This is a genomic window from Curtobacterium sp. MCLR17_032, from assembly GCF_003234795.2.
GTDB lineage: Bacteria > Actinomycetota > Actinomycetes > Actinomycetales > Microbacteriaceae > Curtobacterium.
The window spans coordinates 2,639,175-2,659,906 of record NZ_CP126268.1 but is presented as its reverse complement, the minus strand read 5'-3'; the positions used below and the strand labels follow the sequence as shown (position 1 = coordinate 2,659,906).

Annotated in this window: 24 protein-coding genes and 1 pseudogene; 17 read left to right on the top strand and 8 right to left on the bottom strand. The window is 70.9% G+C overall.

What is annotated here, in order from left to right; all coding sequences use genetic code 11:
- The first annotated feature begins 51 nt into the window (after positions 1-51).
- The 6 genes from DEI97_RS12570 to DEI97_RS12545 all read left to right on the top strand — a co-directional run bounded on the left by DEI97_RS12570 (position 52) and on the right by DEI97_RS12545 (position 4,866).
- On the top strand, positions 52-264 hold the full coding sequence (locus DEI97_RS12570; RefSeq protein ID WP_111074725.1) for an antitoxin: 213 nt from the start codon (positions 52-54) through the stop codon (positions 262-264).
- 108 nt (positions 265-372) lie between these two features.
- Positions 373-1,704 (top strand): SufS family cysteine desulfurase, encoded by a 1,332-nt coding sequence (locus DEI97_RS12565; RefSeq protein ID WP_258376688.1) that lies wholly within the window; start codon positions 373-375, stop codon positions 1,702-1,704.
- Positions 1,701-2,150: a Fe-S cluster assembly sulfur transfer protein SufU gene (gene sufU, locus DEI97_RS12560; protein WP_111074724.1), complete on the top strand. Its 450-nt coding sequence runs from the start codon at positions 1,701-1,703 to the stop codon at positions 2,148-2,150. The genes DEI97_RS12565 and sufU overlap by 4 nt, the downstream gene beginning before the upstream one ends.
- Positions 2,151-2,392: 242 nt before the next feature.
- On the top strand, positions 2,393-3,571 hold the full coding sequence (locus DEI97_RS12555) for a glycoside hydrolase family 5 protein (protein WP_111074723.1): 1,179 nt from the start codon (positions 2,393-2,395) through the stop codon (positions 3,569-3,571).
- Between the two features lie 231 nt (positions 3,572-3,802).
- The gene (locus DEI97_RS12550) at positions 3,803-4,147 is read left to right on the top strand and encodes a hypothetical protein (RefSeq protein WP_146248130.1); all 345 of its coding nucleotides are present in this window, start codon (positions 3,803-3,805) and stop codon (positions 4,145-4,147) included.
- Positions 4,148-4,179: 32 nt separating this feature from the next.
- Positions 4,180-4,866: an alpha/beta fold hydrolase gene (locus tag DEI97_RS12545; RefSeq protein ID WP_111074815.1), complete on the top strand. Its 687-nt coding sequence runs from the start codon at positions 4,180-4,182 to the stop codon at positions 4,864-4,866.
- A 3-nt stretch (positions 4,867-4,869) separates the two neighbouring features.
- Here the strand turns inward: DEI97_RS12545 and DEI97_RS12540 are convergent, their stop codons facing one another.
- Positions 4,870-5,349: a MarR family winged helix-turn-helix transcriptional regulator gene (locus DEI97_RS12540; RefSeq protein ID WP_111074721.1), complete on the bottom strand. Its 480-nt coding sequence runs from the start codon at positions 5,347-5,349 to the stop codon at positions 4,870-4,872.
- 61 nt (positions 5,350-5,410) lie between these two features.
- On the opposite strand from DEI97_RS12540, the gene DEI97_RS12535 reads away from it, so the two are divergent.
- The 3 genes and pseudogenes from DEI97_RS12535 (at position 5,411) to DEI97_RS17800 (ending at position 6,228) form a co-directional block, all read left to right on the top strand.
- Complete coding sequence (locus tag DEI97_RS12535; RefSeq protein WP_111074720.1) at positions 5,411-5,779, top strand: VOC family protein; 369 nt, start codon at positions 5,411-5,413, stop codon at positions 5,777-5,779.
- Between the two features lie 80 nt (positions 5,780-5,859).
- Positions 5,860-5,985 (top strand): annotated as a pseudogene (locus tag DEI97_RS12530) (sugar O-acetyltransferase); the annotation flags it as partial.
- Positions 5,968-6,228, top strand: coding sequence for a TetR family transcriptional regulator C-terminal domain-containing protein (locus tag DEI97_RS17800; protein WP_502866669.1), 261 nt, complete (start codon positions 5,968-5,970; stop codon positions 6,226-6,228). The pseudogene DEI97_RS12530 and the gene DEI97_RS17800, both read left to right, overlap by 18 nt.
- 163 nt (positions 6,229-6,391) lie before the next feature.
- Here the strand turns inward: DEI97_RS17800 and DEI97_RS12520 are convergent, their stop codons facing one another.
- Both DEI97_RS12520 and DEI97_RS12515 read right to left on the bottom strand, forming a co-directional pair.
- The gene (locus DEI97_RS12520; RefSeq protein ID WP_146248129.1) at positions 6,392-7,120 is read right to left on the bottom strand and encodes a hypothetical protein; all 729 of its coding nucleotides are present in this window, start codon (positions 7,118-7,120) and stop codon (positions 6,392-6,394) included.
- Positions 7,121-7,332: 212 nt separating this feature from the next.
- A complete protein-coding gene (locus DEI97_RS12515) occupies positions 7,333-8,211 on the bottom strand; it encodes an SDR family NAD(P)-dependent oxidoreductase (RefSeq protein WP_111074718.1) in 879 nt (292 codons plus the stop codon).
- Positions 8,212-8,262: 51 nt separating this feature from the next.
- Between DEI97_RS12515 and DEI97_RS12510 the strand changes: the two genes are divergently transcribed.
- Positions 8,263-8,889 carry a TetR/AcrR family transcriptional regulator gene (locus tag DEI97_RS12510; RefSeq protein ID WP_111074717.1) on the top strand — a complete coding sequence of 209 codons (627 nt, stop codon included), beginning with the start codon at positions 8,263-8,265 and terminating at the stop codon, positions 8,887-8,889.
- Between the two features lie 139 nt (positions 8,890-9,028).
- Here the strand turns inward: DEI97_RS12510 and DEI97_RS12505 are convergent, their stop codons facing one another.
- Together DEI97_RS12505 and DEI97_RS12500 are read right to left on the bottom strand one after the other, a co-directional pair.
- Positions 9,029-9,526: a VanZ family protein gene (locus DEI97_RS12505; protein ID WP_111074716.1), complete on the bottom strand. Its 498-nt coding sequence runs from the start codon at positions 9,524-9,526 to the stop codon at positions 9,029-9,031.
- Positions 9,523-10,257, bottom strand: coding sequence for a TetR/AcrR family transcriptional regulator (locus DEI97_RS12500; protein WP_111074715.1), 735 nt, complete (start codon positions 10,255-10,257; stop codon positions 9,523-9,525). Before DEI97_RS12500 ends, DEI97_RS12505 begins: the two co-directional genes overlap by 4 nt.
- A gap of 96 nt (positions 10,258-10,353) precedes the next feature.
- Between DEI97_RS12500 and DEI97_RS12495 the strand changes: the two genes are divergently transcribed.
- From DEI97_RS12495 to DEI97_RS12485, 3 genes are read left to right on the top strand one after another with little or no spacing between them, the layout of a single operon-like run.
- Positions 10,354-11,094 carry an SDR family oxidoreductase gene (locus tag DEI97_RS12495; protein ID WP_111074714.1) on the top strand — a complete coding sequence of 247 codons (741 nt, stop codon included), beginning with the start codon at positions 10,354-10,356 and terminating at the stop codon, positions 11,092-11,094.
- On the top strand, positions 11,094-11,996 hold the full coding sequence (locus tag DEI97_RS12490) for an SDR family oxidoreductase (RefSeq protein WP_111074713.1): 903 nt from the start codon (positions 11,094-11,096) through the stop codon (positions 11,994-11,996). The genes DEI97_RS12495 and DEI97_RS12490 overlap by 1 nt, the downstream gene beginning before the upstream one ends.
- 39 nt (positions 11,997-12,035) lie before the next feature.
- On the top strand, positions 12,036-12,242 hold the full coding sequence (locus tag DEI97_RS12485) for a tautomerase family protein (protein ID WP_071275925.1): 207 nt from the start codon (positions 12,036-12,038) through the stop codon (positions 12,240-12,242).
- 443 nt (positions 12,243-12,685) lie between these two features.
- On the opposite strand, the gene DEI97_RS12480 is transcribed toward DEI97_RS12485, so the two are convergent.
- Together DEI97_RS12480 and DEI97_RS12475 are read right to left on the bottom strand one after the other, a co-directional pair.
- Positions 12,686-13,186, bottom strand: a complete 501-nt coding sequence (locus DEI97_RS12480; RefSeq protein ID WP_111074712.1) for a GNAT family N-acetyltransferase — start codon at positions 13,184-13,186, stop codon at positions 12,686-12,688.
- Positions 13,187-13,307: 121 nt separating this feature from the next.
- Complete coding sequence (locus DEI97_RS12475; protein WP_111074711.1) at positions 13,308-13,898, bottom strand: TetR/AcrR family transcriptional regulator; 591 nt, start codon at positions 13,896-13,898, stop codon at positions 13,308-13,310.
- A gap of 130 nt (positions 13,899-14,028) precedes the next feature.
- Between DEI97_RS12475 and DEI97_RS12470 the strand changes: the two genes are divergently transcribed.
- The 4 genes from DEI97_RS12470 (at position 14,029) to DEI97_RS12455 (ending at position 19,896) form a co-directional block, all read left to right on the top strand.
- On the top strand, positions 14,029-15,297 hold the full coding sequence (locus DEI97_RS12470; protein ID WP_253463958.1) for an MFS transporter: 1,269 nt from the start codon (positions 14,029-14,031) through the stop codon (positions 15,295-15,297).
- A 41-nt stretch (positions 15,298-15,338) separates the two neighbouring features.
- Positions 15,339-17,810, top strand: a complete 2,472-nt coding sequence (locus tag DEI97_RS12465) for a glycoside hydrolase family 3 protein (RefSeq protein WP_220039194.1) — start codon at positions 15,339-15,341, stop codon at positions 17,808-17,810.
- Positions 17,811-17,934: 124 nt separating this feature from the next.
- Positions 17,935-19,341, top strand: a complete 1,407-nt coding sequence (locus DEI97_RS12460; protein WP_258376686.1) for an LLM class flavin-dependent oxidoreductase — start codon at positions 17,935-17,937, stop codon at positions 19,339-19,341.
- 30 nt (positions 19,342-19,371) lie between these two features.
- The gene (locus DEI97_RS12455; protein WP_111074709.1) at positions 19,372-19,896 is read left to right on the top strand and encodes a GNAT family N-acetyltransferase; all 525 of its coding nucleotides are present in this window, start codon (positions 19,372-19,374) and stop codon (positions 19,894-19,896) included.
- 27 nt (positions 19,897-19,923) lie between these two features.
- Here DEI97_RS12455 and DEI97_RS12450 read toward each other — a convergent pair whose 3' ends face one another.
- Positions 19,924-20,730 carry an SGNH/GDSL hydrolase family protein gene (locus tag DEI97_RS12450; protein WP_111074708.1) on the bottom strand — a complete coding sequence of 269 codons (807 nt, stop codon included), beginning with the start codon at positions 20,728-20,730 and terminating at the stop codon, positions 19,924-19,926.
- Positions 20,731-20,732 lie beyond the last annotated feature (2 nt).

Sequence of the window (20,732 nt, the reverse complement as noted above, 5' to 3'; positions counted from 1 at the left end):
CGGCGCCAGGACGCGGGGCACCAGGCGCCGCGGCGAAGTGAGGAGCCGGTCATGGCGGGGTTCGACGACATCGCGAAGAAGGCCCAGTCCTTCCTGCAGGACGGCAAGGTGCAGGACGCGCTCAAGAGCGAGAAGGCTGAAGGCGTCAGCGACAAGGTGTTCGACGGTGTCGCCGACGCCGTGAAGAAGGCCACCGGCGGCAAGTACGACGACAAGATCGACAAGGCCCGCGACGAGGCCGACAAGCGCATCGGCAACGAGTAGCGCCAGCCGCACGACGACCGCGCGGTGCTGGCCCGACTGGACGCCCCGGGGAAGAACGACCACGATTGACGGGTTGTGTCCCGCAGGACGCACAGGAGGGCCAGCACCGTGACGATCGTTGCACCAGCGCCGACGGACGACACCGTCGAACCGCTCACCGAGGACGAGGTCGCCCGCATCCGGGCCGACTTCCCGATCCTGCAGCAAGAGGTGAACGGGCAGCCCCTGGCCTACCTCGACTCCGGGGCCACGGCCGAGCGACCCGTGCAGGTCCTCGACGCCGAACGCCGCTTCCTGGAGCACGACAACGCCGCCGTGCACCGCGGCGCACACACCCTCGCCGCGCTGAGCACCGACGCCTACGAGGACGCCCGAGCAACCGTCGCCCGCTTCATCGGCGCGACCAGCCCGTCCGAGGTCGTCTGGACGGCGAACGCCACCGACGCGCTGAACACCGTCGCGTACGGCCTCCGGAACGCCAGCGCCGGCCGCGGTGGCCCCGAGGCCGACCGCTTCCGACTCGGTGTGGGGGACGAGATCCTGGTCACCGAGGCCGAGCACCACGCCAACCTCGTGCCGTGGCAGGAGCTCGCCGTTGCCACCGGTGCGACGCTCCGCTGGGTGCCCGTCGACGACACCGGCTGCTGGACCGCAGCCGACGCCCTCGCGCTGGTCACCGACCGCACCCGGGTCGTCGCGATCTCCCACGTCTCGAACGTCACCGGCATGATCGCCCCCGTCGCCGAGGTCGTCGTCGCCGCGCACGCCGTCGGTGCCCTGGTCGTCCTGGACGCCTGCCAGTCCGCACCGCACCGGCCGCTCGACGTCCGTGCGCTCGACGTCGACTTCGCCGCGTTCTCCGGGCACAAGATGCTCGGCCCGAACGGCATCGGCGTCCTCTGGGGCCGCCAGGAGCTGCTCGACGCGCTGCCCCCGTTCCGCACCGGCGGCTCGATGATCACGACCGTGACGATGGAGCACACCGACTTCATGCCGGCCCCCGAGCGCTTCGAGGCCGGCACCCAGCCCGTGTCCCAGGCCGTCGCGCTCGCCGAAGCCGTCCGCTACCTGGAACGGATCGGCATGCGGCGGGTCCAGGCGCACGAGGAGCACCTGGCGCAGCGGATGCTGACCGGCCTGGCCACCGTGCCGGGCGTCACGGTCGTCGGCCCGCCCGCCGGGGTCGCACGCAGCGGCCTGGCCGCGTTCGTGGTCGACGGGGTGCACGCCCACGACGTGTCGCAGTACCTCGACGCGCAGGGCATCGCGGTCCGCTCGGGCCACCACTGCGCCCAGCCACTGCACCGCCGGCTCGGCCTGACCGCCACCAGCCGAGCGAGCACGTACGTGTACACGACCGAGCAGGACGTCGACCGCTTCATCACCGCCGTCGCCGAGATCCGCGGGTACTTCGGTGCCGACGCCGAGGACGCCTCGTGAACAGCCTCGACAGCCTGTACCAGCAGGTCATCCTGGACCACGCCAAGGCCCGGCACGGGGACGGCCCGCTCGAGCACGCCGACGCCGAGCACTTCGAGCGGAACCCCACGTGCGGTGACGAGATCACCGTGCGGGTGCGGCTGGAGCCCGGCACGGACCGCATCGCCGAGGTCGCCTGGCAGGGGGACGGCTGCTCGATCTCGATGGCCTCCGCCTCGGTCCTGACCGACATGGCCGTCGGGCGGACGGTGCCGGAACTGCTGGCGCTGACCGAGCAGTTCCGCACGATGATGCGCTCCCGCGGCGTCGGCGAGCCGGACGAGGACGTGCTCGAGGACCTCGTCGCGTTCCACGGGGTCTCGAAGTTCGTCATGCGGGTCAAGTGCGGGATGCTCGCATGGGTCGCCGCCGAGACGGCAGCGCAGCAGGCGGTCGCCGCGCGCTGAGCGCCGGCCCGCCGGCGTGCTGGACGATCGGACCACCGGACGGGAGGCGCGGTGCCGGCTGGCACCGCGCCTCCCGTCCGTCGTCGGTGCGTCCGTGACCGACCTGTTGACACACGTGGTGCAGAGTGCAATCCTCGCCGTGTTGACGTTGCCATCACCGGGAGGGGACCGGTCATGCTCCGTCGACGACCCCAGGACGACGGCGTCCGGGGTGCTCCGAGGACGGAGCAGGAGGGAACACCATGACCATCCACACCACCACCTCGACGGACGGCAGGGGCCGACCGACACGAGGGCGTCTCCGCCGGATCGCGACCGTCGTCACCGCCGTCTGCGCGGGCGTCACGGCACTCGCCCTCGCGGTCCCGACGACCGCGTCCGCGTCGCCAGCGGCGACGACCGGCACCTCGGTCTCGGCCGCCCGCCACGGCCACGACGCCCAACCCGACGCCCGGCTCGACCCCACCCGGTTCCACGGCGTGAACTGGGCCGACCCGCGCGACAACTACGTCAACGGACCCGTCGTGCTGTCCGGCCTGTCCACCTCGGACGACTACCGGACCACCTACCGCAAGGCCGACCGGGTCATCCGCGAGTTCCGGAAGGACCTGGGCGCCGACACCGTCCGACTGCCCGTCAACCCGTACTCCGTCGGCACGACCTGGTGGAACTCCTACCGTGCCGTCATCGACGCCGCCCGGCACCGGGACGTCAAGGTCGTCCTCGGCTACTGGGAGGGCAGCGACGCCAGCAAGGACGGCAAGGTCGACGACCCCGCCGCCTGGTGGGGCATGTGGGACACCCTGACCCGCACGTACAGCCACGACTCCGGCGTGTTCTTCGAGCCGATGAACGAGCCGTTCGGGTACGCCCCGGCCGACTGGGTCCAGCTCGCCACGACGTGGGTGCAGCGCTACACCGCGCAGGGCATTCCGCGGGACCGGGTGTTCGTCAGCGGCACCGGCTACAACGACCACGTCGACGCGATCTGCGCGGCACCCGCACTCGACGGCACCTACGTCTCCCAGCACTACTACGGCTACTGGGGCACCCGGAACGCCGCCGAGTGGAAGGCCGACTTCGAGAGCCGACTCGGCGACCAGGCATGCTCGAACCGGACCGTCCTGGACGAGTTCGGCGTGCCGATGACGACCGGCCTCGACTACCGCGGTTCCGCCACCACGGGCAACGCCGACGCGGACAACTCGGTCGCGTTCTTGCAGACCGTGACGACCGTCGCGCGGGAGCGGCACCTCGGCGCGGTCTACTGGCCGGGGCTCCGGACCGACGACACCTACAGCCTCGAGACCGTCCGCGGCTCGGGTCAGAACCTCTCGCTCCGGGTCACGAACGACTCCGGGCTCGCGCTGCTGCACTGGGCGTGGGGAGAGGGGCGCCGGGCGCCCTTCGCCGTTCGCTGAGCCGGGTGCTCGCCGGTCGGCCTGACTAACTGACTGCATGGCTGACGGACGGGAGGCGCGGTGCCAGCGGGTGCCGCGCCTCCCGTCCGTCGCGTGCCGGTCCGGCGGGTCGTGCGTCCGTCGGGTCGTGTGTCCGACCGGGCCGGCGCCGCTCCAGTGCAGCAGCGCCATCGGCGATCGGCCATCGGCCATCGCGACCGACGGCGAGCAGCTGCACCTACGATGACGTCGATGAGCGACATGCGGACGGGTGAGCGCGGGGTCGTCGCGGCGATGTGGGTGGTGCTCGTCCTGGGCTGCGGGGTCGTCGTCGCGATGCTGTGGTTCGGTGCGTTGCTGGACGTGTTCACGCTCGGGGTGACGCCGACACCGGCCGCGACGGCGAGTGGCCGTGCAAGCCTGAACGCCGCGGCGGTCGTCAGCGTTGCGGCAGCGTCCACCACCGTGGTCCTGGCGGTCGTCCTCCTGTGGCGAGGTGTGCACCGGGTCGGTGCTGCAGTCGCGTTGGTCCTCGCGCTCTGCGCTCCGTGGGTTCCGGTGTGGATCGCGATGAACGGCGTCCTCGCCGGCGAGTGACCGGGCGGGAGGGCAGCGCTACCCTGCAGTCCATGACGGGTGACGGGACGGGCGCGCGGGTCGTGTTCCTGCACGCCTCGAACCGGAGTCCGGACCGGGCCTGGTCGGCGGTCGGCGAACTGCCCGGTGCGCGGTTCGCGGTGACGCCCGGGTACGGCGCGGACGGGCCGGCCAGGTTCGACCAGGACCGCTGGGAGGCCCGGCTGCTCGAGGCGTGCGATGCCGGCGCGACCGTGGTGGCGCACTCCTTCGGCGGGCCGGTCGCCATGCGTGCGGCCGCTCGTCGTCCTGACCTGGTCCGGGCGCTCGTGCTGTTCGAGCCCGCCGCCTACGCCCTGGCTCGGGGGAACCCGGCGGTCGAGGACCACATCCGTCGGGTGCAACCGGTGCTCGACCGGGCATCGACGCTCCCGCCGGCGGAGTTCGCCGTCGCCTTCGCGGCGGCACTCGCCGGACAGACCATCGCACCCCCGACGGACTCGGCCGACCTGCTCGCGGCCGAGCGGCAGCGCCGTCTGCCGGGTCCGTGGACGCTCGACACCCCGGAACGGATCGGCGTACCAACGCTGGTGGTGACGGGCGGATGGAACGACGAGTACGAGGCCATCGCCTCCCGGATCGTCGGTGCCCGTCACGTGACGCTCGCCGGGCACGGACACCGGCCGCAGGACCATCCCGACGCTGTCGGGGTCGTCCGGGCGTTCCTCGAAGAGGTCTGACCCTCAGCCCGCGTCGTCGGCGGCTGCCTGGGTCTGGTCCGCGCTGCGGAGCGACCGGACCATGCTCTGCAGGAGGCGCCGGGCGGCCGCTCGGTCGTCCTCGCCGAGGTCACTGAGCATCCGGTCCTCGACGCCGCGGACCGCCGCCGTCGCTGCGGCGAGGTCGCGACGTCCGCGCTCGGTGAGCTGCGCCGGCATCACCCGGCCGGAGCGGGCCTCCGACGGGCGGGTGACGACGCCGTCCCGCTCCAGGGTCTGCAGGAGCACGTTCATCGACTGCCGCGTCACGAAGGTGCCGCGGGCGAGCTCGGAGTTCGACGAACCCGGACGCTGCGACAGCAGTTCCAGGCACGAGTAGTGCGTCACCGTCATGCCGAGCGGGCGGAGCACGGCCTCCATCGCGGTGCGGAGTGCGGTCGCGGTCTCCTTGAGCAGGTAGCCGATCGAGGTCGGCAGGTCGACGCCCGGTCCGTCTTGACTCATGTCAGTAGTCTGACATATGCTGCTCGATGTCAGACAACTGACATCGACACAAGGAGCACCCATGCCCGTCACCGGCCCCGACTTCGTCTCCCTGCAGGTCCGCGACCTCGACGCCTCACAGGCGTTCTACGAGCGGTACCTCGGCCTGGTCCGCTCACCCGCCGGGCCCCCGCACGCCGTCGTCTTCACCACGACGCCGATCGCCTTCGCGCTGCGGGACGTCGTCCCCGGCACCGACCTCGACGCCGCCGACCAGCCCGGTGTCGGCGTCGCGCTCTGGCTGCACGGCACCGAGGTGCAGGCGATGCACGACGCCCTGCTGGCCGACGGGCACCGCATCGTCGCGAGCCCGATCGACGGGCCGTTCGGGCGGACGTTCACGTTCGCCGACCTGGATGGGTACCACGTGACGGTGCACGACCGGGCGTGAGTCTGGGGAGGGTCGGTCTGTGTGGACCGGGTCGCTGCCCAGGCCGGTGGCGGTGTGCGGCGTCGGGTCTGTGACGAGCGATCACCACGGGGAAGGACTGCCAGATCGGGCCGAACGTCCAGCTGCTGACACCGACTCATCCCACTGATCCGCCGCAGCGCCGCGACGAGCTCGAAGCAGCCCTCCCGATCAGCATCGGGAACAACGCCGACCGCGATCCGGAGGTCGCCGAGGCCGCTCGCTGCGCCTGTCGGCGCCTCGAGGACGATCACGCCGGGTGCATCGAGCAAGCGCAGACAGCCGGGGAAGTGGACGCGACTCTCGACGCCCGAGCCCTGGCGACGTACTTCGTGGCGGTCACTCGCGGCATGGAGGTCCTCGGCTCCGCCGGCGCCGACCGGTCGGTGCTCCTCAGCGTCGGCCGAGCGGCGTTCACCCTGCTCACCTGAAGTACGAGGCAACCCAGGCCCGGTCAAGTGCTCGTAGCGACCACACTGGGGGTGACCGACAGGAGATGGTGAGCCGAGACTCGACGGGAAACCAGGGCGCTCGTCGAGCGCGACCTCGACTTCGACTTCGTCCATCGGTGTGCCGTCAGGCCAGGCTCTGGAGCTACCTGTGCTGGTGGCGTCTCTGCGCGGCGATGATCGTGAAGCTCATCGCAGCCAGGACGGCGGTGACTCCGACTGCTGTGATGGTGATGGCGTCGGGGTGGATGACTGATTGACCGCGTAACGCCTGCCAGAGCGCGAGCGCGGTGCCGGCAGCGTACGTCGCTCCGGCCGCGAGGACGATGCGGAGCCGGTCGGCCTCACCAAGCGCCCGGGGGAGCGTGATCGCGAGGATCGGCAGCACCTGCAGTGCGTGCATCCCGATGAAGTGGGACACGCGGAGATCTCCGTGGGCGGTGTTCCAGCCGAGGAAGAAGATGCCGCCGGTCGCGTCGTCACCGCCCACGGAGTGGGAGCCGTAGGTAGCCGACGTCGGGTCGGCTAGCTGGGTTGCGGTGGGTATGACCATGAGGAAGCCCACGGAGAGACCGACCAATGCGATGATCAGTCCGAGCCTCAGGGACCACGCCAGCGCCCTGTCCTCGATCCTGGAGAACATGGTCAGGGAGGCTCCGATGGCCAGTGTCGCGCAGTACATGAGGGTGACCCCACCGGCCATGAGCTGGTAGAAGAGCTGGTTCGTCGGAGTCGAGACGTTGAAGTGGCTTCCCAAGCCGCGTATCACTTGGATCGAGATGACGACGATCTCCAGGAGGGATGCGGCTGCGCCGATGGTTCCGGCCCACCAACCAATCCGACGCAGGACGGGCCGCTGCACCATCGAGAGCATCCACGCAAGTGTGATGGCGTAGAGCGCGAGGGAGATCGAGAACTTGAGAGGTTTGGCCCAGATCGGGTCTCCTGCCAATGTCCGCGGATCGAGGAGCAGCCCGATGAGGCACACCACAGCCCAGAGGCACATCACTGTGGTGAAGGCGACGAGAGGTCGGTGCCATCTGCGTACTCCGGTCCCGAGTGCGCGGGGACGGTCCTGGACAAGGCTCACGGGCGGGTGCCCGCTGCCGTCATCCGCTCGGAGATCGACCAGAGTCTCGCTGCTGTCTCCGGGTTCCGTGCCTGCTTGGACTGGCTGATCACCTCAGCCCCGCCTCGCATGTGCATCATCCGCCGGGGTCCGACAAAGGTGCCGCCGCGGAGGTCGGCTGAGGCGGCGAGCAGCGACGGCAGCGCACCGTCTTCCGGCTCCTGCCCCAGGATCGGGACGAGCCGATCCCAGAGGTTGGGGCGCTGACCGGCCGGCCGGTCGTAGATGGCTGTCTTGACCAACCCCGGGTGAGCGGCCAGCGCCCGCACTCGAGAGCCCGACGTCCGCAGCCGCCGGTCCAGCTCCGACGTGAAGAGCAGGTTGGCGAGCTTGGAGTCCGCGTACGCCCGGCTCGCCTGGTACGGGCGTCGGTGCCAATCGAGGTCGTCGAGGTCGAGACGAGCCATCCGTTCCGCCTGGGAGGCGACGGTGACGACGCGGTCGGTGATGTGCGGTAGGAGCAGTGTCGTCAGGAGGAAATGCCCCAGGTGGTTCGTGCCGAACTGGAGCTCGTGACCGTCGGCCGTCCGTTGGAGGTCCTTCGATTCGACGCCGGCGTTGTTGACGAGGATGGCGATCGGTTCGTCGATGCAGTCTGCGAAGTCACGCACCGTCTCAAGCCGCGCGAGGTCGAGCGGCAGGACGCGGTGCGTTCCCAGAGTGCCGGGGAGGGTCACTGCCACGGCCTGCCCCTTCTCCTGGTTCCGGACAGCGAGGATGATGCGTGAACCGGACTCGGCCAGGGCGACCGCGGTCGCTCGGCCGATGCCGCTGGTGCCGCCGGTGATGATGACGGTCTCGTTGGTCGGTGCCTGGCCTGCTCTGGTGTCGCCCATGCCCCTAATGTAGACAGTGACCACATTGTTGTCAACGTCTACACTGATCAGATGGCACCGCAAGCTCGCTCCTATCACCACGGGTCGCTGCGTGAGGAGCTCGTGCGAGCGGGGCGCGCGCTCCTGATCGAGGAGGGCCAGCAGGCGGTGACGGTGCGGGAGCTCGCGCGCCGCGTCGGTGTCAGCCATGGTGCGCCGCTCCGTCATTTCCGTGACCGGGACGCCGTCCTCGACGCGATCGCCGCGGACGGTTTCGACGAGCTGCATCGCCATCTCGAGGCCGCGCGGCAAGCGGGCACCCTCGAGCGTCGGCTCACGGAGTACATCCGCGCTCATGCTCAATTCGCGCAGCACAACGGCCCCCTGATGCAGCTGATGTTCGCGTCGACCGACGACGGCACGACTGCGGAGCGCGACCCCGGGGCCCAGTCTTCGGCCGAGCGCTTCTTCGCTTTGGGCGCGGAGTTGCTCGGGGAGCGCAGTCCGGAGTCGATGGGCCCGATGCCGTTCCTGGTTGCGGCGACGACAGAAGGCATCAGTGCCTTGACGGCCACCGGCCGGCTCCCTGAGGATCGCGTGGACGAAGTCGTCGTCGCGGCGGTGCGGGCACTCCTGCCGCAGATCGAGCAGCAGCTCGGCGTGACCGCCCACGAACCGGTCACCGCCCCGGACGCGTGAACCGGGACCGGCGCGCTCGACTCACAGCAGCCTCGGTGGGGTCGAGCCCGTCGAGGTGCTCGACCCTCTTCACGACGGCAGGTGAGCACGCGCACTTCACACCCTGATGGCCGACAGGATCGCGCCCGCCGTCAGTGACTCAGCCTGAGACCGCGACAGCCCGCCGTCGGTCGATCGCGCAGACAGCAAGCGCGATCCCCGCACCCAGGAGCGCTCCCACCGTGTTCATGAACCAGTCGTTCGTGTCGCACCGACGACCGAGTGCCGGCGCGAGGGCCTGTACGACCTCGATGGCGACGGAGAGCGCCACCGCGCCGGCAAGGACCGTGAGCGGTCGATTCGTCGCGGTTCCGAGGAAGAGCACGAGCGGCAGCAGGAGTGCGACGTTGGCGAGCGTCTCGAGGCCCTGGAACGGGACGGAGAACTGCACGGTGCAGGTGACGCCGCCCGGGCGCGTGCCGTCGGGGAGCAGAGTGAGCACGAGCACCGCGACGAGCGACACCCCGGACAGGCCCAGCAGGATGCCGCGGAGCCGCAGGCGGTGGAGCAACCAGGCGAGGACGGCGGCGGCGGCGAGCGCCACCCAGAATGCCGCTCGGACCAGGGGTGCGTGTTCGATGAGGAACGTGGAGATCATTCGGAGCCGTCTTGGTCGTGGTCGGCGTGGTCGGCGTGGTGGTCGAGTCGGTCGAGCCACACCCGCATGAGTGCCGACTCCTCCGGGAGCAGCGGGCTCGATCTGCCTGCTTCGAGTCGCGCGCGGAGCTGATGACGGGAGGCCGCGTCGACGTCACCGCGTCCCGGGCTGGGCGGCTGCACGAGGACGGCGCCGAGGACCGCGTCCCGGAGCGCGTCGGCGACCTCGTCGGAGTCGTCCTGGCGGTTGGCGCTCATCCCATCCAGTGCGAGCCCGACGTTCGCGGCGAGCAGCATCGTCGCCGCGACCCTGACGTCGACACGGAGCATGCCGGCGGCTGCACAGCGGGTGAGCGTCCGCTCGAGGAGCGCGGTCACGCCGTCGCGCGCCGAACTGCTGGCCCACGGCCGAGGAGCGAACATCAGTCGGTAGAGCGCGGCGTGCTCGCGCGCGAATGCGAGGTGGTCGTCCCAGCCGCGTCGCAGGTCCGCCGACGGGTCGTCGGACACCTCGAGCTCGGCCTTCCTGGCCGCGTACCGCTCGAGACCTACGTCGGCGAGGGCGTCGAGCAGCCCACGCTTGTCGCCGAAGACGCGGTAGAGCACGGGCTGGGTGACGCCGACTGCTTCGCATACAGCACGGGTGGCGATGTCGCCGTCGGGAGCTGCGACGAGCTGCTCCTCTGCCGCGCGGAGCAGCGCGCTCCGGAGTGCTTCATCAGATCGAGCCATAGAACAATCGTAGCGCAGTTGGTATCGGTGATCGTATCTGTGCTAGCTTTTGCGTAGCGTCGAAATGCTCGATGCATATCAGTGAAAGGAAGCACGATGAGCAGCACTCCAGAACGCGTCGCAGTCGTCACGGGGGGCTCACGCGGCATCGGCCGCGCGGTGTCGACCCGGCTGGCGGCCGACGGCTTCACGGTCGTCGTGAACCACGCCAGCGGGACGGCCGCGGCCGCCGCCACCGTCGAGCAGATCCAGGAAGTGGGCGGTCGCGCCGTCGCCGTGCAGGCCGACGTCGCCGACGAGCACGCCGTCGCCGCGATGTTCGATCGGGTCGAGGCCGACCACGGCGGCGTCGACGTCGTCGTGCACTCCGCCGGACGACTCGCACTGTCGACGATCGCCGACCAGGACCTCGACGTCCTCGACGCACTGCACCGGACGAACATCCGCGGGACCTTCGTCGTCGCGCAGCAGGCGGCGCGCAGGCTCCGGGCTGGCGGCACGTTCGTCGGCATGTCAACCTCGGTGGTCGGGACGCAGTTCCCGACTTACGGCGCCTACGTCGCGAGCAAGAGCGCCGTCGAAGGCATGACGCTGATCCTGGCGAAGGAGCTCCGCGGCCGGGACGTCACGGCGAACGTGGTGGCCCCGGGACCGACGGCGACGGAGCTGTTCCTCGACGGCAAGACCCAGGAGCAGATCGACACGCTGTCGAAGGTCCCGCCCCTCGAGCGGCTCGGCACGCCGGAGGACATCGCGGCGGTCGTGGCGTTCCTCGCCGGACCCGACGGCCACTGGGTCAACGGCCAGACCATTCGCGCCAACGGCGGGATGGTCTGATGACCGCTCCACGGGTCGTCCTCGTCACGGGTGCGTCCAGCGGCTTCGGTCGGCTGACGGCTGAGGCGCTCGCGCGGGCGGGCCACGTGGTCGTCGCGGGGATGCGCGCGACCGACCGTCGGAACGCGACGGCTCGCACCGAGCTCGAGGATCTCGCCATCCGCGAGGGCTTGCAGCTCAGCGCCGTCGAGCTCGACGTCCAGTCACAACAGTCCGTCGATGACGCCGTCGACTCGGTCGTCCGTTCGCACGGGCGGATCGACGTCCTCGTGCAGAACGCCGGCCACATGGCCTACGGCCCGGCCGAAGCGTTCACGCCCGAGCAGTTCATGGCCCTCTACGACGTCAACGTCGTCGGCGCACAACGCGTCGCCCGCGCCGTCCTGCCGCACATGCGCGTCAGCCGCTCAGGACTGGTCGTGTGGGTCGGCAGCTCATCGACCCGCGGCGGGCACCCGCCGTTCCTCGCGCCGTACTTCGCGGCGAAGGCCGGCATGGACGCCCTGGCCGAGAGCTACGCCGCGGAGCTCGTCCGCTTCGGCATCGACACCACCATCGTGGTCCCGGGAGCCTTCACCTCGGGAACGAACCACTTCACGAGCGCTGCGGTCCCGATTGACGCCGCCCGAGTCGCTGCACACGACGAGGAGTACGGGGCGCTCCGGCAGGACCTCACTGACCGCCTCGCCGCGATCGTCCCGGTGGACGCCGACGTGCAGGACGTCGCCGACGAGATCGTCCGCGTGGTCAGCCTCCCAGAGGGAACCCGCCCCTACCGGACCCACGTCGACCCCTCGCACGACGGCAGCGAGGTCGTCTCAGCGGTCGCGGACCGCATCCGCGCCGAGTTCTACCACCGCGTCGGCATCGAGGACCTGCTCTCCTCCAACGCCGCACTTTGACCCCCGGACCGCCCGGGAAACCCCACCGAGAGGAACACCATGCCCTTCGCCAACATCAAGGTCCCCGCTGACACCCTGACCGCCGAGTCAAAGAAGAAGCTGCAGGACGCCGTCACCGACGCCATCGTCGACGCCTACGGGGAGCGAGCACGCCCCACCACCCTCGTCATCCTCGACGAGGTCGCCGACGGCGGTTGGATGCTCGGCGGCACCATCCTCAACGAGGCGATGCTCGGCCGCGTCTGAGTCCGCTGACCACGCGCTGACGAAGGGACCCGGAAGACCGGGTCCCTTCGTCACCAGTTTGAGAAGACGGCGTCACACTGTCCGTGGCCGATTCCCCCATCGGGAACTTGCTTCCCCAGCGTTCGCGTGCGTCTCGCAGTCGCGGCCGCCGACAGGGCCCAGCGCCGACAACGTGTCCCATGTCTCACGCGCGATGAGGGTTCGTTGTCTACTTCTCGGCCCCACGCAGCGCTGACGTCGCGGTACCGGCGCTCGTCATCCTGTCGCGCCGGCGATGACTCCTCGAACGAACTACACGCCTTGCCCGCGGCAGTGTGCTGTCGCGTCCCAGAATCGTCATCGGCTCCGCGCTGTTCGCCGGACCCCCGTTCTGGCTCCCGGTGCCATGCAGCACTGCGTCCGCGAGCGGGACCTTCGCACACGTATCGCCCACCGGGACGCCTTCACAGCGTCATCCCGAGCACCCTACGAACGGCGATGGGCCCGCCGTGGTCGTCCGCTCGTCGCGTCATCCCGATCTTCTGCGCGACCCGCTCAGAGGCGGTGTTGTCGGGATGGATGATCGCGACGAGTTCGGTCGCGTCGAGGGCCGCACGAGCGAAGTCCCGACAGGCAGCCGCTGCCTCGGTTGCGTAGCCCTGCCCGTGGAACGTCGCGCGCACGTGGTAGCCGACCTCGAGCATCGGGACGCCGTTGACGTCCTGCCAGGTGAGCCCGCAGTCACCGACGAACTGCCCTGCGTGGGTCTCGATGATCCAGAGTCCGAAACCGTGGGCGGCGTAGTTGTCCTGGTTCCAGGCGATCCATCGCGCCGCATCGTCACGACTCTTCGTTGCGGGGTAGAACTCCATGACCCGCGGGTCTCCGAGCAGGTCGGCCATGTCGTCGAGGTCCGCCGGGGTCATCTCACGGAAGCGGAGCCGCGTGGTGGGAGCGGGAAGCATCTCAGCACCGTACCGGCCGTCGATCAGACGTCGGACGCGTCCAAGATCATCGACCGCGTCGCGCGCCGCCCGTCCCCGTCCCGCCGGACGCGGGCCGCGCCTCCCGATCGGCGGCCCGACCTCAGCCGGTAGGAACCGCCTGCGCGATCGCGAGCCGCGCGACCAGCTCGACGTGCCGCGCCATGTCGTACGACGGGTCGAAGAGCCACTGGAGCTGCATGCCGTCGGACACCGCGAGCAGCACGGTCGTCAGCTCGACCGGGTCGACGTCCGGTCGGAGCAGGCCGTCCTGCTGCATGGTGCGGAAGTCGGCGGACAGGTCACGGCGGCTGCGTTCGTAGCGCTCCCGGAAGTAGGCGTGCGCCGGGTGTTCCGGGTCGGTGGCGGCCGCCGCGGACAGGTTGACGAACATCTGCACGAGACCGGGGACCTCGACGTTGTGTCGGACGATCGCGATGAGCAGCGCCGCGGGGTCCGAGGCGTGCCAGTCGTGCTCCAGGTCGAGCTGGTCGCGGCGTCGGAGGATCTCGACCCACAGGTCGTCCTTCGAGTCGAAGTAGTGCAGCAGGCCGGCCTGGGTGAGCCCGACGGCTGCGGCGATGTCGTTGATGCTCGTCCGTCGGAAACCCTGCGAGGCGACGAGGTCCAGCGCGACCGTCAGGATCTCCTCGCGCTTCGCGATGCCCTTCGCGTACGAACCTCGTCGTGCCATGGCAGGACTGTACCGCTCGGACTGCCGACAAAAACCTAGTGTCAGTCGGTTTTGGTGTTACGGTGGCGACAGCCGCCGACGGAGGCGTGCGAGTCACCGATGGCGGTGGCGTTCCCGAGAAGAGGTTGCCGTGGCCAACGACGCACGACTCGTCCCCGACACGCCGACCGCGGTGGCTCCCACCGTCGGACGTGGAAGCCCGCTCATGTACACGATCGGCATGCCGCTCGCGATGTTCGGTCTGTACATCGCCCTGCTGCCGCCCGTGCTCGTCGCGATGGCCCTCAAGGTCGCCGAGATCGCTCCGGATGACCAGGCGGGTGTGCTCGGCCTGGCGCTCGGCATCGGCGCGTTCGCCGCGATGGTCGCCAACCCCCTGGCGGGTCGCTTCAGCGACCGGACTGCCGGGAGGCTCGGCATGCGTCGTCCGTGGATCATCGGTGGCACGGTGGTCGGGTTCGCAGCCCTCGTGGTCGTCGCGACGACGTCCTCCACCGTCGTGCTCGTGATCGGGTGGGCCGTGGCGCAGATCGCCTACAACGCCACGATCGCGGCGCTGACGGCCGTCCTGCCGGACCACGTCACGCGATCGCAGCGCGGTCGGGTCGCGGCGCTGCTCGGGCTCGCGCAGAACCTCGCACTCGTGGGCGGAACCTTCCTGGTGCAGCTCTTCTCGACGTCGGCGTCGCAGATGATCGTCCCCGGGGCGATCGGCTCGGTCGTGGTCGTGCTGTACGCGGTGGTCTTCCGGGACCGCGTGCTCGCTGCGAAGCCGACGTCGAAGCTCGGGATCGGGCAGCTGTTCGGGTCATTCGTGTTCAACCCCCGGAAGCACCCGGACCTCGGCTGGGCGTGGCTGACGCGGTTCATGATGGTCGCGGCGCAGTACACGGCGGTCAGCTACCTCACCTACTTCCTGCGGGACGACATCGGGGTCGACAAGACGAACCTGGCGAACGCCGTGTTCCAGGGCACGCTCTGGAACGTCATCGGGATCGTCCTGACCTCGCTCGTGGCCGGGTGGCTCTCCGATCGGCTCGGCCGGCGGAAGCTGTTCGTCGCGGTCGCCGGCATCGTCGGCATCGCCGGACTCGTGATCATCGCGCTCGCCCCGTCACTCGGCATGGTCCTCGTCGGTGAGTTCGTGATGGGTGCCGGCATGGGCGTCTTCTACGCGGTCGACCTCGCACTGATCACTGACGTGCTGCCGTCCGACCAGGACAACGCGAAGGACCTCGGCGTGGTCAACATCGCCCAGGCGCTCCCGCAGTCGCTCGTACCGGCGGCCGCTCCCGGCGTGATCGCCGTCACCGGCGGGTACTCCGGGTTCTTCATCACCGGCGCCGTCATCGGGCTGCTCGGGATCTTCTCGGTCTCGCGCATCCGCGGCGTCCGCTGACCTGCTGCTCTCCACTGCTCTCGACGAAGGGACCGATCACCGTGACCGACCTGCACACCGCCACCACCGCCTCCAGTCCGACGGCGGAGCGCATCGACGCGCTGCTCGCTGAGCTGACCACCGAGGAGAAGGTGCAGCTGCTCACCGGGCGTGACTTCTGGACCACCTGGCCGATCGAGAAGATCGGGCTGCGCCGGATCCTCATGTCGGACGGGCCCTCCGGGGTCCGCGGCGAGGTCTGGGACGAGCGTGACCCGTCCCTCAACCTGCCGTCGGCGACCGCACTGAGCGCGTCGTGGGACCGCGCGATCGCGAAGCGCTACGGCGCTGCGGCTGCGGTGGAGGCTCGGCGCAAGGGCGTCGACGTCGTGCTCGGCCCGACGATCAACCTGCACCGATCACCCCTGGGCGGCCGGCACTTCGAGGCGTTCAGCGAGGACCCGGTGCTCACCGGCGACCTGGCCGCGTCGTACGTGGCGGGGGTGCAGGAGAACGGCGTCGCCGCGACGCCGAAGCACTACATCGCGAACGACTACGAGACCGACCGCTTCACCGCGTCGACCGAGGTCTCCGACCGGGCCCTGCGCGAGCTGTACCTGCTGGCGTTCGAGAAGGCCGTCACCGAGGCGCACGCCTGGGCCGTCATGTCGTCGTACAACGCGATCAACGGCGTGACGGCGTCGGAGAACGACCTGCTCGAGACGCCGTTGAGCTCCGAGTGGGGCTTCGACGGCATCGTCGTGTCCGACTGGACCGGTGTTCGCTCGGTCGACTCCGCGAAGGCGTCGCAGGACGTCGCGATGCCCGGCCCGAACCCGTGGTGGAGCGAGGGCCCGCTCCTCGCCGCCGTGCAGTCCGGAGACGTCCCGATCGAGGCGATCGACCGCAAGGTCCGCCGCATCCTGACCCTGGCCGCCCGGGTCGGCGCCCTCGAGGGCTTCGAGCCCGTCGCCGCGCAGCCGGTGCACGTCGAGGACGGCGTCGCGTTCGTCCGCGAAGCCGAGGCCGAGGGCACCGTGCTGGTGCGGAACACCGGCGTGCTGCCGCTCGACGCCTCCGCGGTGTCGCGCATCGCCGTGATCGGGCACAACGCCGACCAGGCCCGCACGCAGGGCGGCGGCTCGGCCACGGTCGTGCCGTCCCAGGTCGTGTCACCGCTCGACGGGATCCGCTCGGCGTTCCCCGGCGCCACGGTCGACCACGCCATCGGCGCCGTCGTGCAGGAGGGCATCGCGGAGTTCCCGCTGTCCACCATCACGAACCCGGCGACGGGGGAGCCCGGCGCCCGGGTCGCCTTCGTCAAGGACGGCGAGGAGCTGTACGTCGAGGACCGCGGCGCCACCGCACTGTTCTGGTTCGGCGGCGACGCCCCGACACGTGAGGCCGACCGACTCGACATCACCACGACGTACACGGCGGAGTCCACCGGCACCGTGCGGATCGGCATCGGTGCGGCCGGCCGGTCGCGGATGTGGATCGACGGCGCGCTCGTGCTCGACGAGGACGTGCCGTTCGACGGCGACCAGCTCGGTGCGGCCTTCCTCAACCCGCCGGCCCGTTCGGTGCCCGTGTCGGTGACCTCCGGGCAGCAGCTCGCGATCCGCATCGAGCACGACGTCATCCAGGACGAGACGCTCGGCGGGGTGCTGGCGTACCAGTTCGGCACCGAGCCGTCCGACGAGGACCCGTCGGTGCTCATCGACGCGGCGGTCGAGGCCGCCCGCACGGCCGACATCGCCGTGGTGGTCGTCGGCACGAACTCCAAGGTCGAGTCCGAGGGCTACGACCGCTCGTCGCTCGCACTGCCAGGGCACCAGGACGACCTGGTCCGTGCGGTCGCCGCGGCGAACCCGAACACGGTCGTCGTCGTGAACGCCGGTTCGCCGGTCGAGATGCCGTGGCGCAACGACGTCGCCGCGGTCCTGCTCACCTGGTTCGGCGGGCAGGAGTACGGCAACGCCCTGGCCGACGTGCTCACCGGCGCCCAGGAGCCCGGCGGACGCCTGCCCACCACCTGGCCGGTCGCGATGGCGGACGTCCCCGTGCTCGACGTCACGCCGGTCGACGGGAAGGTGTCGTACGACGAGGGCGTGCACATCGGCTACCGGGCGTGGCTCCGCGCCGGCACCGAGCCGGCGTACCCGTTCGGGCACGGACTCGGCTACACGACCTGGACGATCGACGGGGTCACCGCGACGCCGACGGTGTCGGAGGGGGATGCGGTCATCGTCACGGCGACGGTCGCGAACACCGGGGCCCGCGCCGGCAAGCACGTCGTGCAGGTCTACGCCTCGCGCGAGGTGTCCGAGGTGGACCGTCCCGTCCGGTGGTTGGTGGGCTTCGCGCCGGTCCGGCTCGGAGCGGGCGAGTCCACCGAGGTCTCGATCGAGGTCCCCGCCCGGGCGTTCGCGCACTGGGACGGTTCGTGGCGGTACGAGGCCGGACGGTTCACCCTGCACGTCGGGGGGTCCGTACTGGACGAGGCCGGGACGACGGGCGTCGAGCTGGGATGACGCGTGACGCCGGGGCGCGGCGCAGGCGCCCCGGCGCCCTGGCGCGCCCGGCGCCCGGCGACCCCGGCGTCACGTGGCGTCACGGTCCGTGACGGACGCACGGTCCCCGTCGTACGGTCGCGTCGTGACCACGAACCGCGAACCCCGGCAGATCCGCTTCAACGCGTTCGACATGAACTGCGTCGCCCACCAGTCCTCCGGGCTGTGGCGCCACCCGCGCGACCGTTCCCGGCACTACAACGACCTGTCGTACTGGACCGACCTGGCGAAGACGCTCGAGCGCGGGGCGTTCGACGGCATCTTCATCGCTGACGTCCTGGGCACGTACGACGTCTACGGCGGCACGAACGAGGCAGCGCTGCGCACCGGGTCGCAGGTGCCGGTCAACGACCCGATCCTGCTCGTGTCCGCGATGGCCGCCGTCACCGAGCACCTGGGCTTCGGCATCACCGCGGGCACCGCCTACGAGCACCCGTACCCGTTCGCCCGACGGATCTCGACGCTCGACCACCTGACGAAGGGCCGCGTCGGCTGGAACGTCGTCACCGGGTACCTGCCGAGCGCCGCCCGGAACATGGGCCAGACCGACCAGCTGAGCCACGACGACCGGTACGACGTGGCCGACGAGTACCTCGAGGTCCTCTACAAGCTGTGGGAGGGCTCGTGGGAGGACGACGCCGTCATCGAGGACCGCGAGACCGGCGTCTTCACCGACCCCGCGAAGGTGCACCCCATCGAGCACCACGGCACGCACTTCGACGTGCCCGGCATCCACCTGTCCGAGCCGTCGGTGCAGCGCTCGCCCGTCATCTACCAGGCCGGTGCGTCGCCGCGGGGGATCCGATTCGCCGCCGAGAACGCCGAGGCCGTCTTCGTCGGTGCCCCGACCCTGCCGCAGCTCGCCGTGACGGTCGGCAAGATCCGGGACGCCCTGGAGGCTGCTGGTCGCGACCGGTACGCCGCTAAGGTCTACACGCTGCTCACCGTGATCACCGACGAGACCGACGAGCTCGCGCAGGCGAAGTACCGCGACTACCTGTCCTACGCGTCCGAGGAGGGCGCGCTCGTCCTCAACTCCGGCTGGATGGGCGTCGACCTGTCGCAGTACGACCTGGACGAGCCGCTCGGCAACATCGAGTCGAACGCGATCCAGTCGGCGGCCGCGAACCTGTCCGCGGCGACGGGGGAGGACGGCACGACGTGGACGGTGCGGGACATCGCCCGGCAGACGGCGATCGGTGGCCTGGGCCCGGTCGAGGTCGGCAGCGGGGCGACCATCGCCCAGCGGCTCGTCGACATCCAGGAGCAGACGGACGTCGACGGCTTCAACCTGGCCTACGCCGTGTCCCCGGGGACGTGGGAGGACGTCATCGAGTTCGTGATCCCCGAGCTCCGGGCCCGCGGCGCCTACCCCGAGGGCTACCGCGAGGGGTCGCTCCGGAACAAGCTGCTCGGTCGCGGCGACCGTCTACCCGAGGAGCACCGCGGTGCGTCGTTCCGGGTGCGGGAGTCCGCGGCGGCCTCGGCCTGACGCGCAGCAGCCCGGTCGTAGGGTGGTCGGGTGATCGATTCGACGGCAGCCGTGCGGGTCGCGGAACCCGGGGACTCCGGGGACCGTGACCGCATCGACCGCGCCTGCATCGACCTCTGGGCCGCTGCCGTCGCAGCACGCGACGGCCTGGCCGAGGACCCGGCCGTCCGCGTGCGGGCAGCCGCCAAGTTCGCCGCCGACCGGGTCGCACTCGTCGTCGCCCCCGGAGCGGACGACACCGGGAACGCCGGCACGGTGCGGGGGTTCGCGCTCGTCACGGCACCAGGGACCGGCGGGGGAGCGGGCCGTGCGGACGCCGCCTACCTGAGCCTGCTCGCCGTGGATCCCACGGCGCAGGGCAGTGGCCTCGGCCGGGCGCTGCTCGTCGCGGCGGTGGACGCCGCCCGGGCCGCCGGACACGAGCACTGCATGCTGCACGCGCTCGAGGACAACGCCCCGGCTCTCCGCCTCTACCGCAGCGCGGGGTTCCGGCCGGTCGGCGAGCCGTTCCCGCACGCGCTGAGCGGCCGTCCGACGCGCACCTACGTGGTCTGAACCGGGCCCTGCCGGCCCGGACTCGGCCTACGTGAGTCGCCCCGGGCCTCCCGGTCGGGACGGCATCACCGGCGCCCAGTCGCCCTGCCCGGCGACCCGGCCGTCCCCGGAGGACCGACCCGTCACCCGACGCCGGACCCACGGGACGACGTGGTCGCGGTAGTACCGGAGCTCCGTGGCGACCGACGTCCTCGTCGCGTCCGGCACGCGGGGCACGGCGGCCTGGGGACCGTCGGCGATCGCGTGCAGGGCCAGGTCCGCGACCCGCTGGTGTCCGAGCGGGTTCATGTGCAGACGGTCCTCGGACCAGAACTCGGCGCGGCCGAGGTGTGCGTCGCGCGAGACGTCGACGAACGGCAGCCCGCGCTCCCGGCTGAACCCGGTCAGTGCCTCGGCCCAGGCGTCCCCGCGGGCGTTGATCATCCGGCCGAGGGGCAGCCGGGCGCTGGGGTCGGCGGGGCTGAGGAGTGCGAGGCGGATCCCGCGGGCGGCGACGGCGTCCGCGGCCTCGGTCAGCCGTCCGAGCAGCACGTCGACGTCGTAGCCGGGGCGGAGCATGTCGTTGCCACCGCCGCAGAAGGTGATGAGCGTCGGCGCCGGGTCGAGGGCGAGGGCCGCGTCGAGCTGGCCGTCGAGGACCCCGGCGAGCAGACGGCCGCGGATCGCCAGGTTCGCGTAGGACACCGGGCCGGGCAGGTGGTTCGCCAGGCCGACCGCCAGACGTCCGGCCCAGCCGGGGAACGGGACGTCGCCGTCGTCGCCGACGCCCTCGGAGAAGCTGTCCCCGATGGCGACGTAGCGGACGGGGTCGGTGCGGGCGGGGACGGCGGACATGG

Excerpts from the sequence above, each read along its gene's own strand:
- DEI97_RS12570 (WP_111074725.1), top strand. The coding sequence starts at position 52 with ATGGCGGGGTTCGACGACATCGCGAAGAAGGCCCAGTCCTTCCTGCAG.
- DEI97_RS12555 (WP_111074723.1), top strand. The coding sequence starts at position 2,393 with ATGACCATCCACACCACCACCTCGACGGACGGCAGGGGCCGACCGACA.
- DEI97_RS12550 (WP_146248130.1), top strand. The coding sequence starts at position 3,803 with ATGAGCGACATGCGGACGGGTGAGCGCGGGGTCGTCGCGGCGATGTGG.
- DEI97_RS12545 (WP_111074815.1), top strand. The coding sequence starts at position 4,180 with ATGACGGGTGACGGGACGGGCGCGCGGGTCGTGTTCCTGCACGCCTCG.
- DEI97_RS12540 (WP_111074721.1), bottom strand. The coding sequence starts at position 5,349 with ATGAGTCAAGACGGACCGGGCGTCGACCTGCCGACCTCGATCGGCTAC.
- DEI97_RS12535 (WP_111074720.1), top strand. The coding sequence starts at position 5,411 with ATGCCCGTCACCGGCCCCGACTTCGTCTCCCTGCAGGTCCGCGACCTC.
- DEI97_RS12520 (WP_146248129.1), bottom strand. The coding sequence starts at position 7,120 with ATGCTCTCGATGGTGCAGCGGCCCGTCCTGCGTCGGATTGGTTGGTGG.
- DEI97_RS12515 (WP_111074718.1), bottom strand. The coding sequence starts at position 8,211 with ATGGGCGACACCAGAGCAGGCCAGGCACCGACCAACGAGACCGTCATC.
- DEI97_RS12510 (WP_111074717.1), top strand. The coding sequence starts at position 8,263 with ATGGCACCGCAAGCTCGCTCCTATCACCACGGGTCGCTGCGTGAGGAG.
- DEI97_RS12505 (WP_111074716.1), bottom strand. The coding sequence starts at position 9,526 with ATGATCTCCACGTTCCTCATCGAACACGCACCCCTGGTCCGAGCGGCA.
- DEI97_RS12500 (WP_111074715.1), bottom strand. The coding sequence starts at position 10,257 with ATGGCTCGATCTGATGAAGCACTCCGGAGCGCGCTGCTCCGCGCGGCA.
- DEI97_RS12495 (WP_111074714.1), top strand. The coding sequence starts at position 10,354 with ATGAGCAGCACTCCAGAACGCGTCGCAGTCGTCACGGGGGGCTCACGC.
- DEI97_RS12490 (WP_111074713.1), top strand. The coding sequence starts at position 11,094 with ATGACCGCTCCACGGGTCGTCCTCGTCACGGGTGCGTCCAGCGGCTTC.
- DEI97_RS12485 (WP_071275925.1), top strand. The coding sequence starts at position 12,036 with ATGCCCTTCGCCAACATCAAGGTCCCCGCTGACACCCTGACCGCCGAG.
- DEI97_RS12480 (WP_111074712.1), bottom strand. The coding sequence starts at position 13,186 with ATGCTTCCCGCTCCCACCACGCGGCTCCGCTTCCGTGAGATGACCCCG.
- DEI97_RS12475 (WP_111074711.1), bottom strand. The coding sequence starts at position 13,898 with ATGGCACGACGAGGTTCGTACGCGAAGGGCATCGCGAAGCGCGAGGAG.
- DEI97_RS12450 (WP_111074708.1), bottom strand. The coding sequence starts at position 20,730 with ATGTCCGCCGTCCCCGCCCGCACCGACCCCGTCCGCTACGTCGCCATC.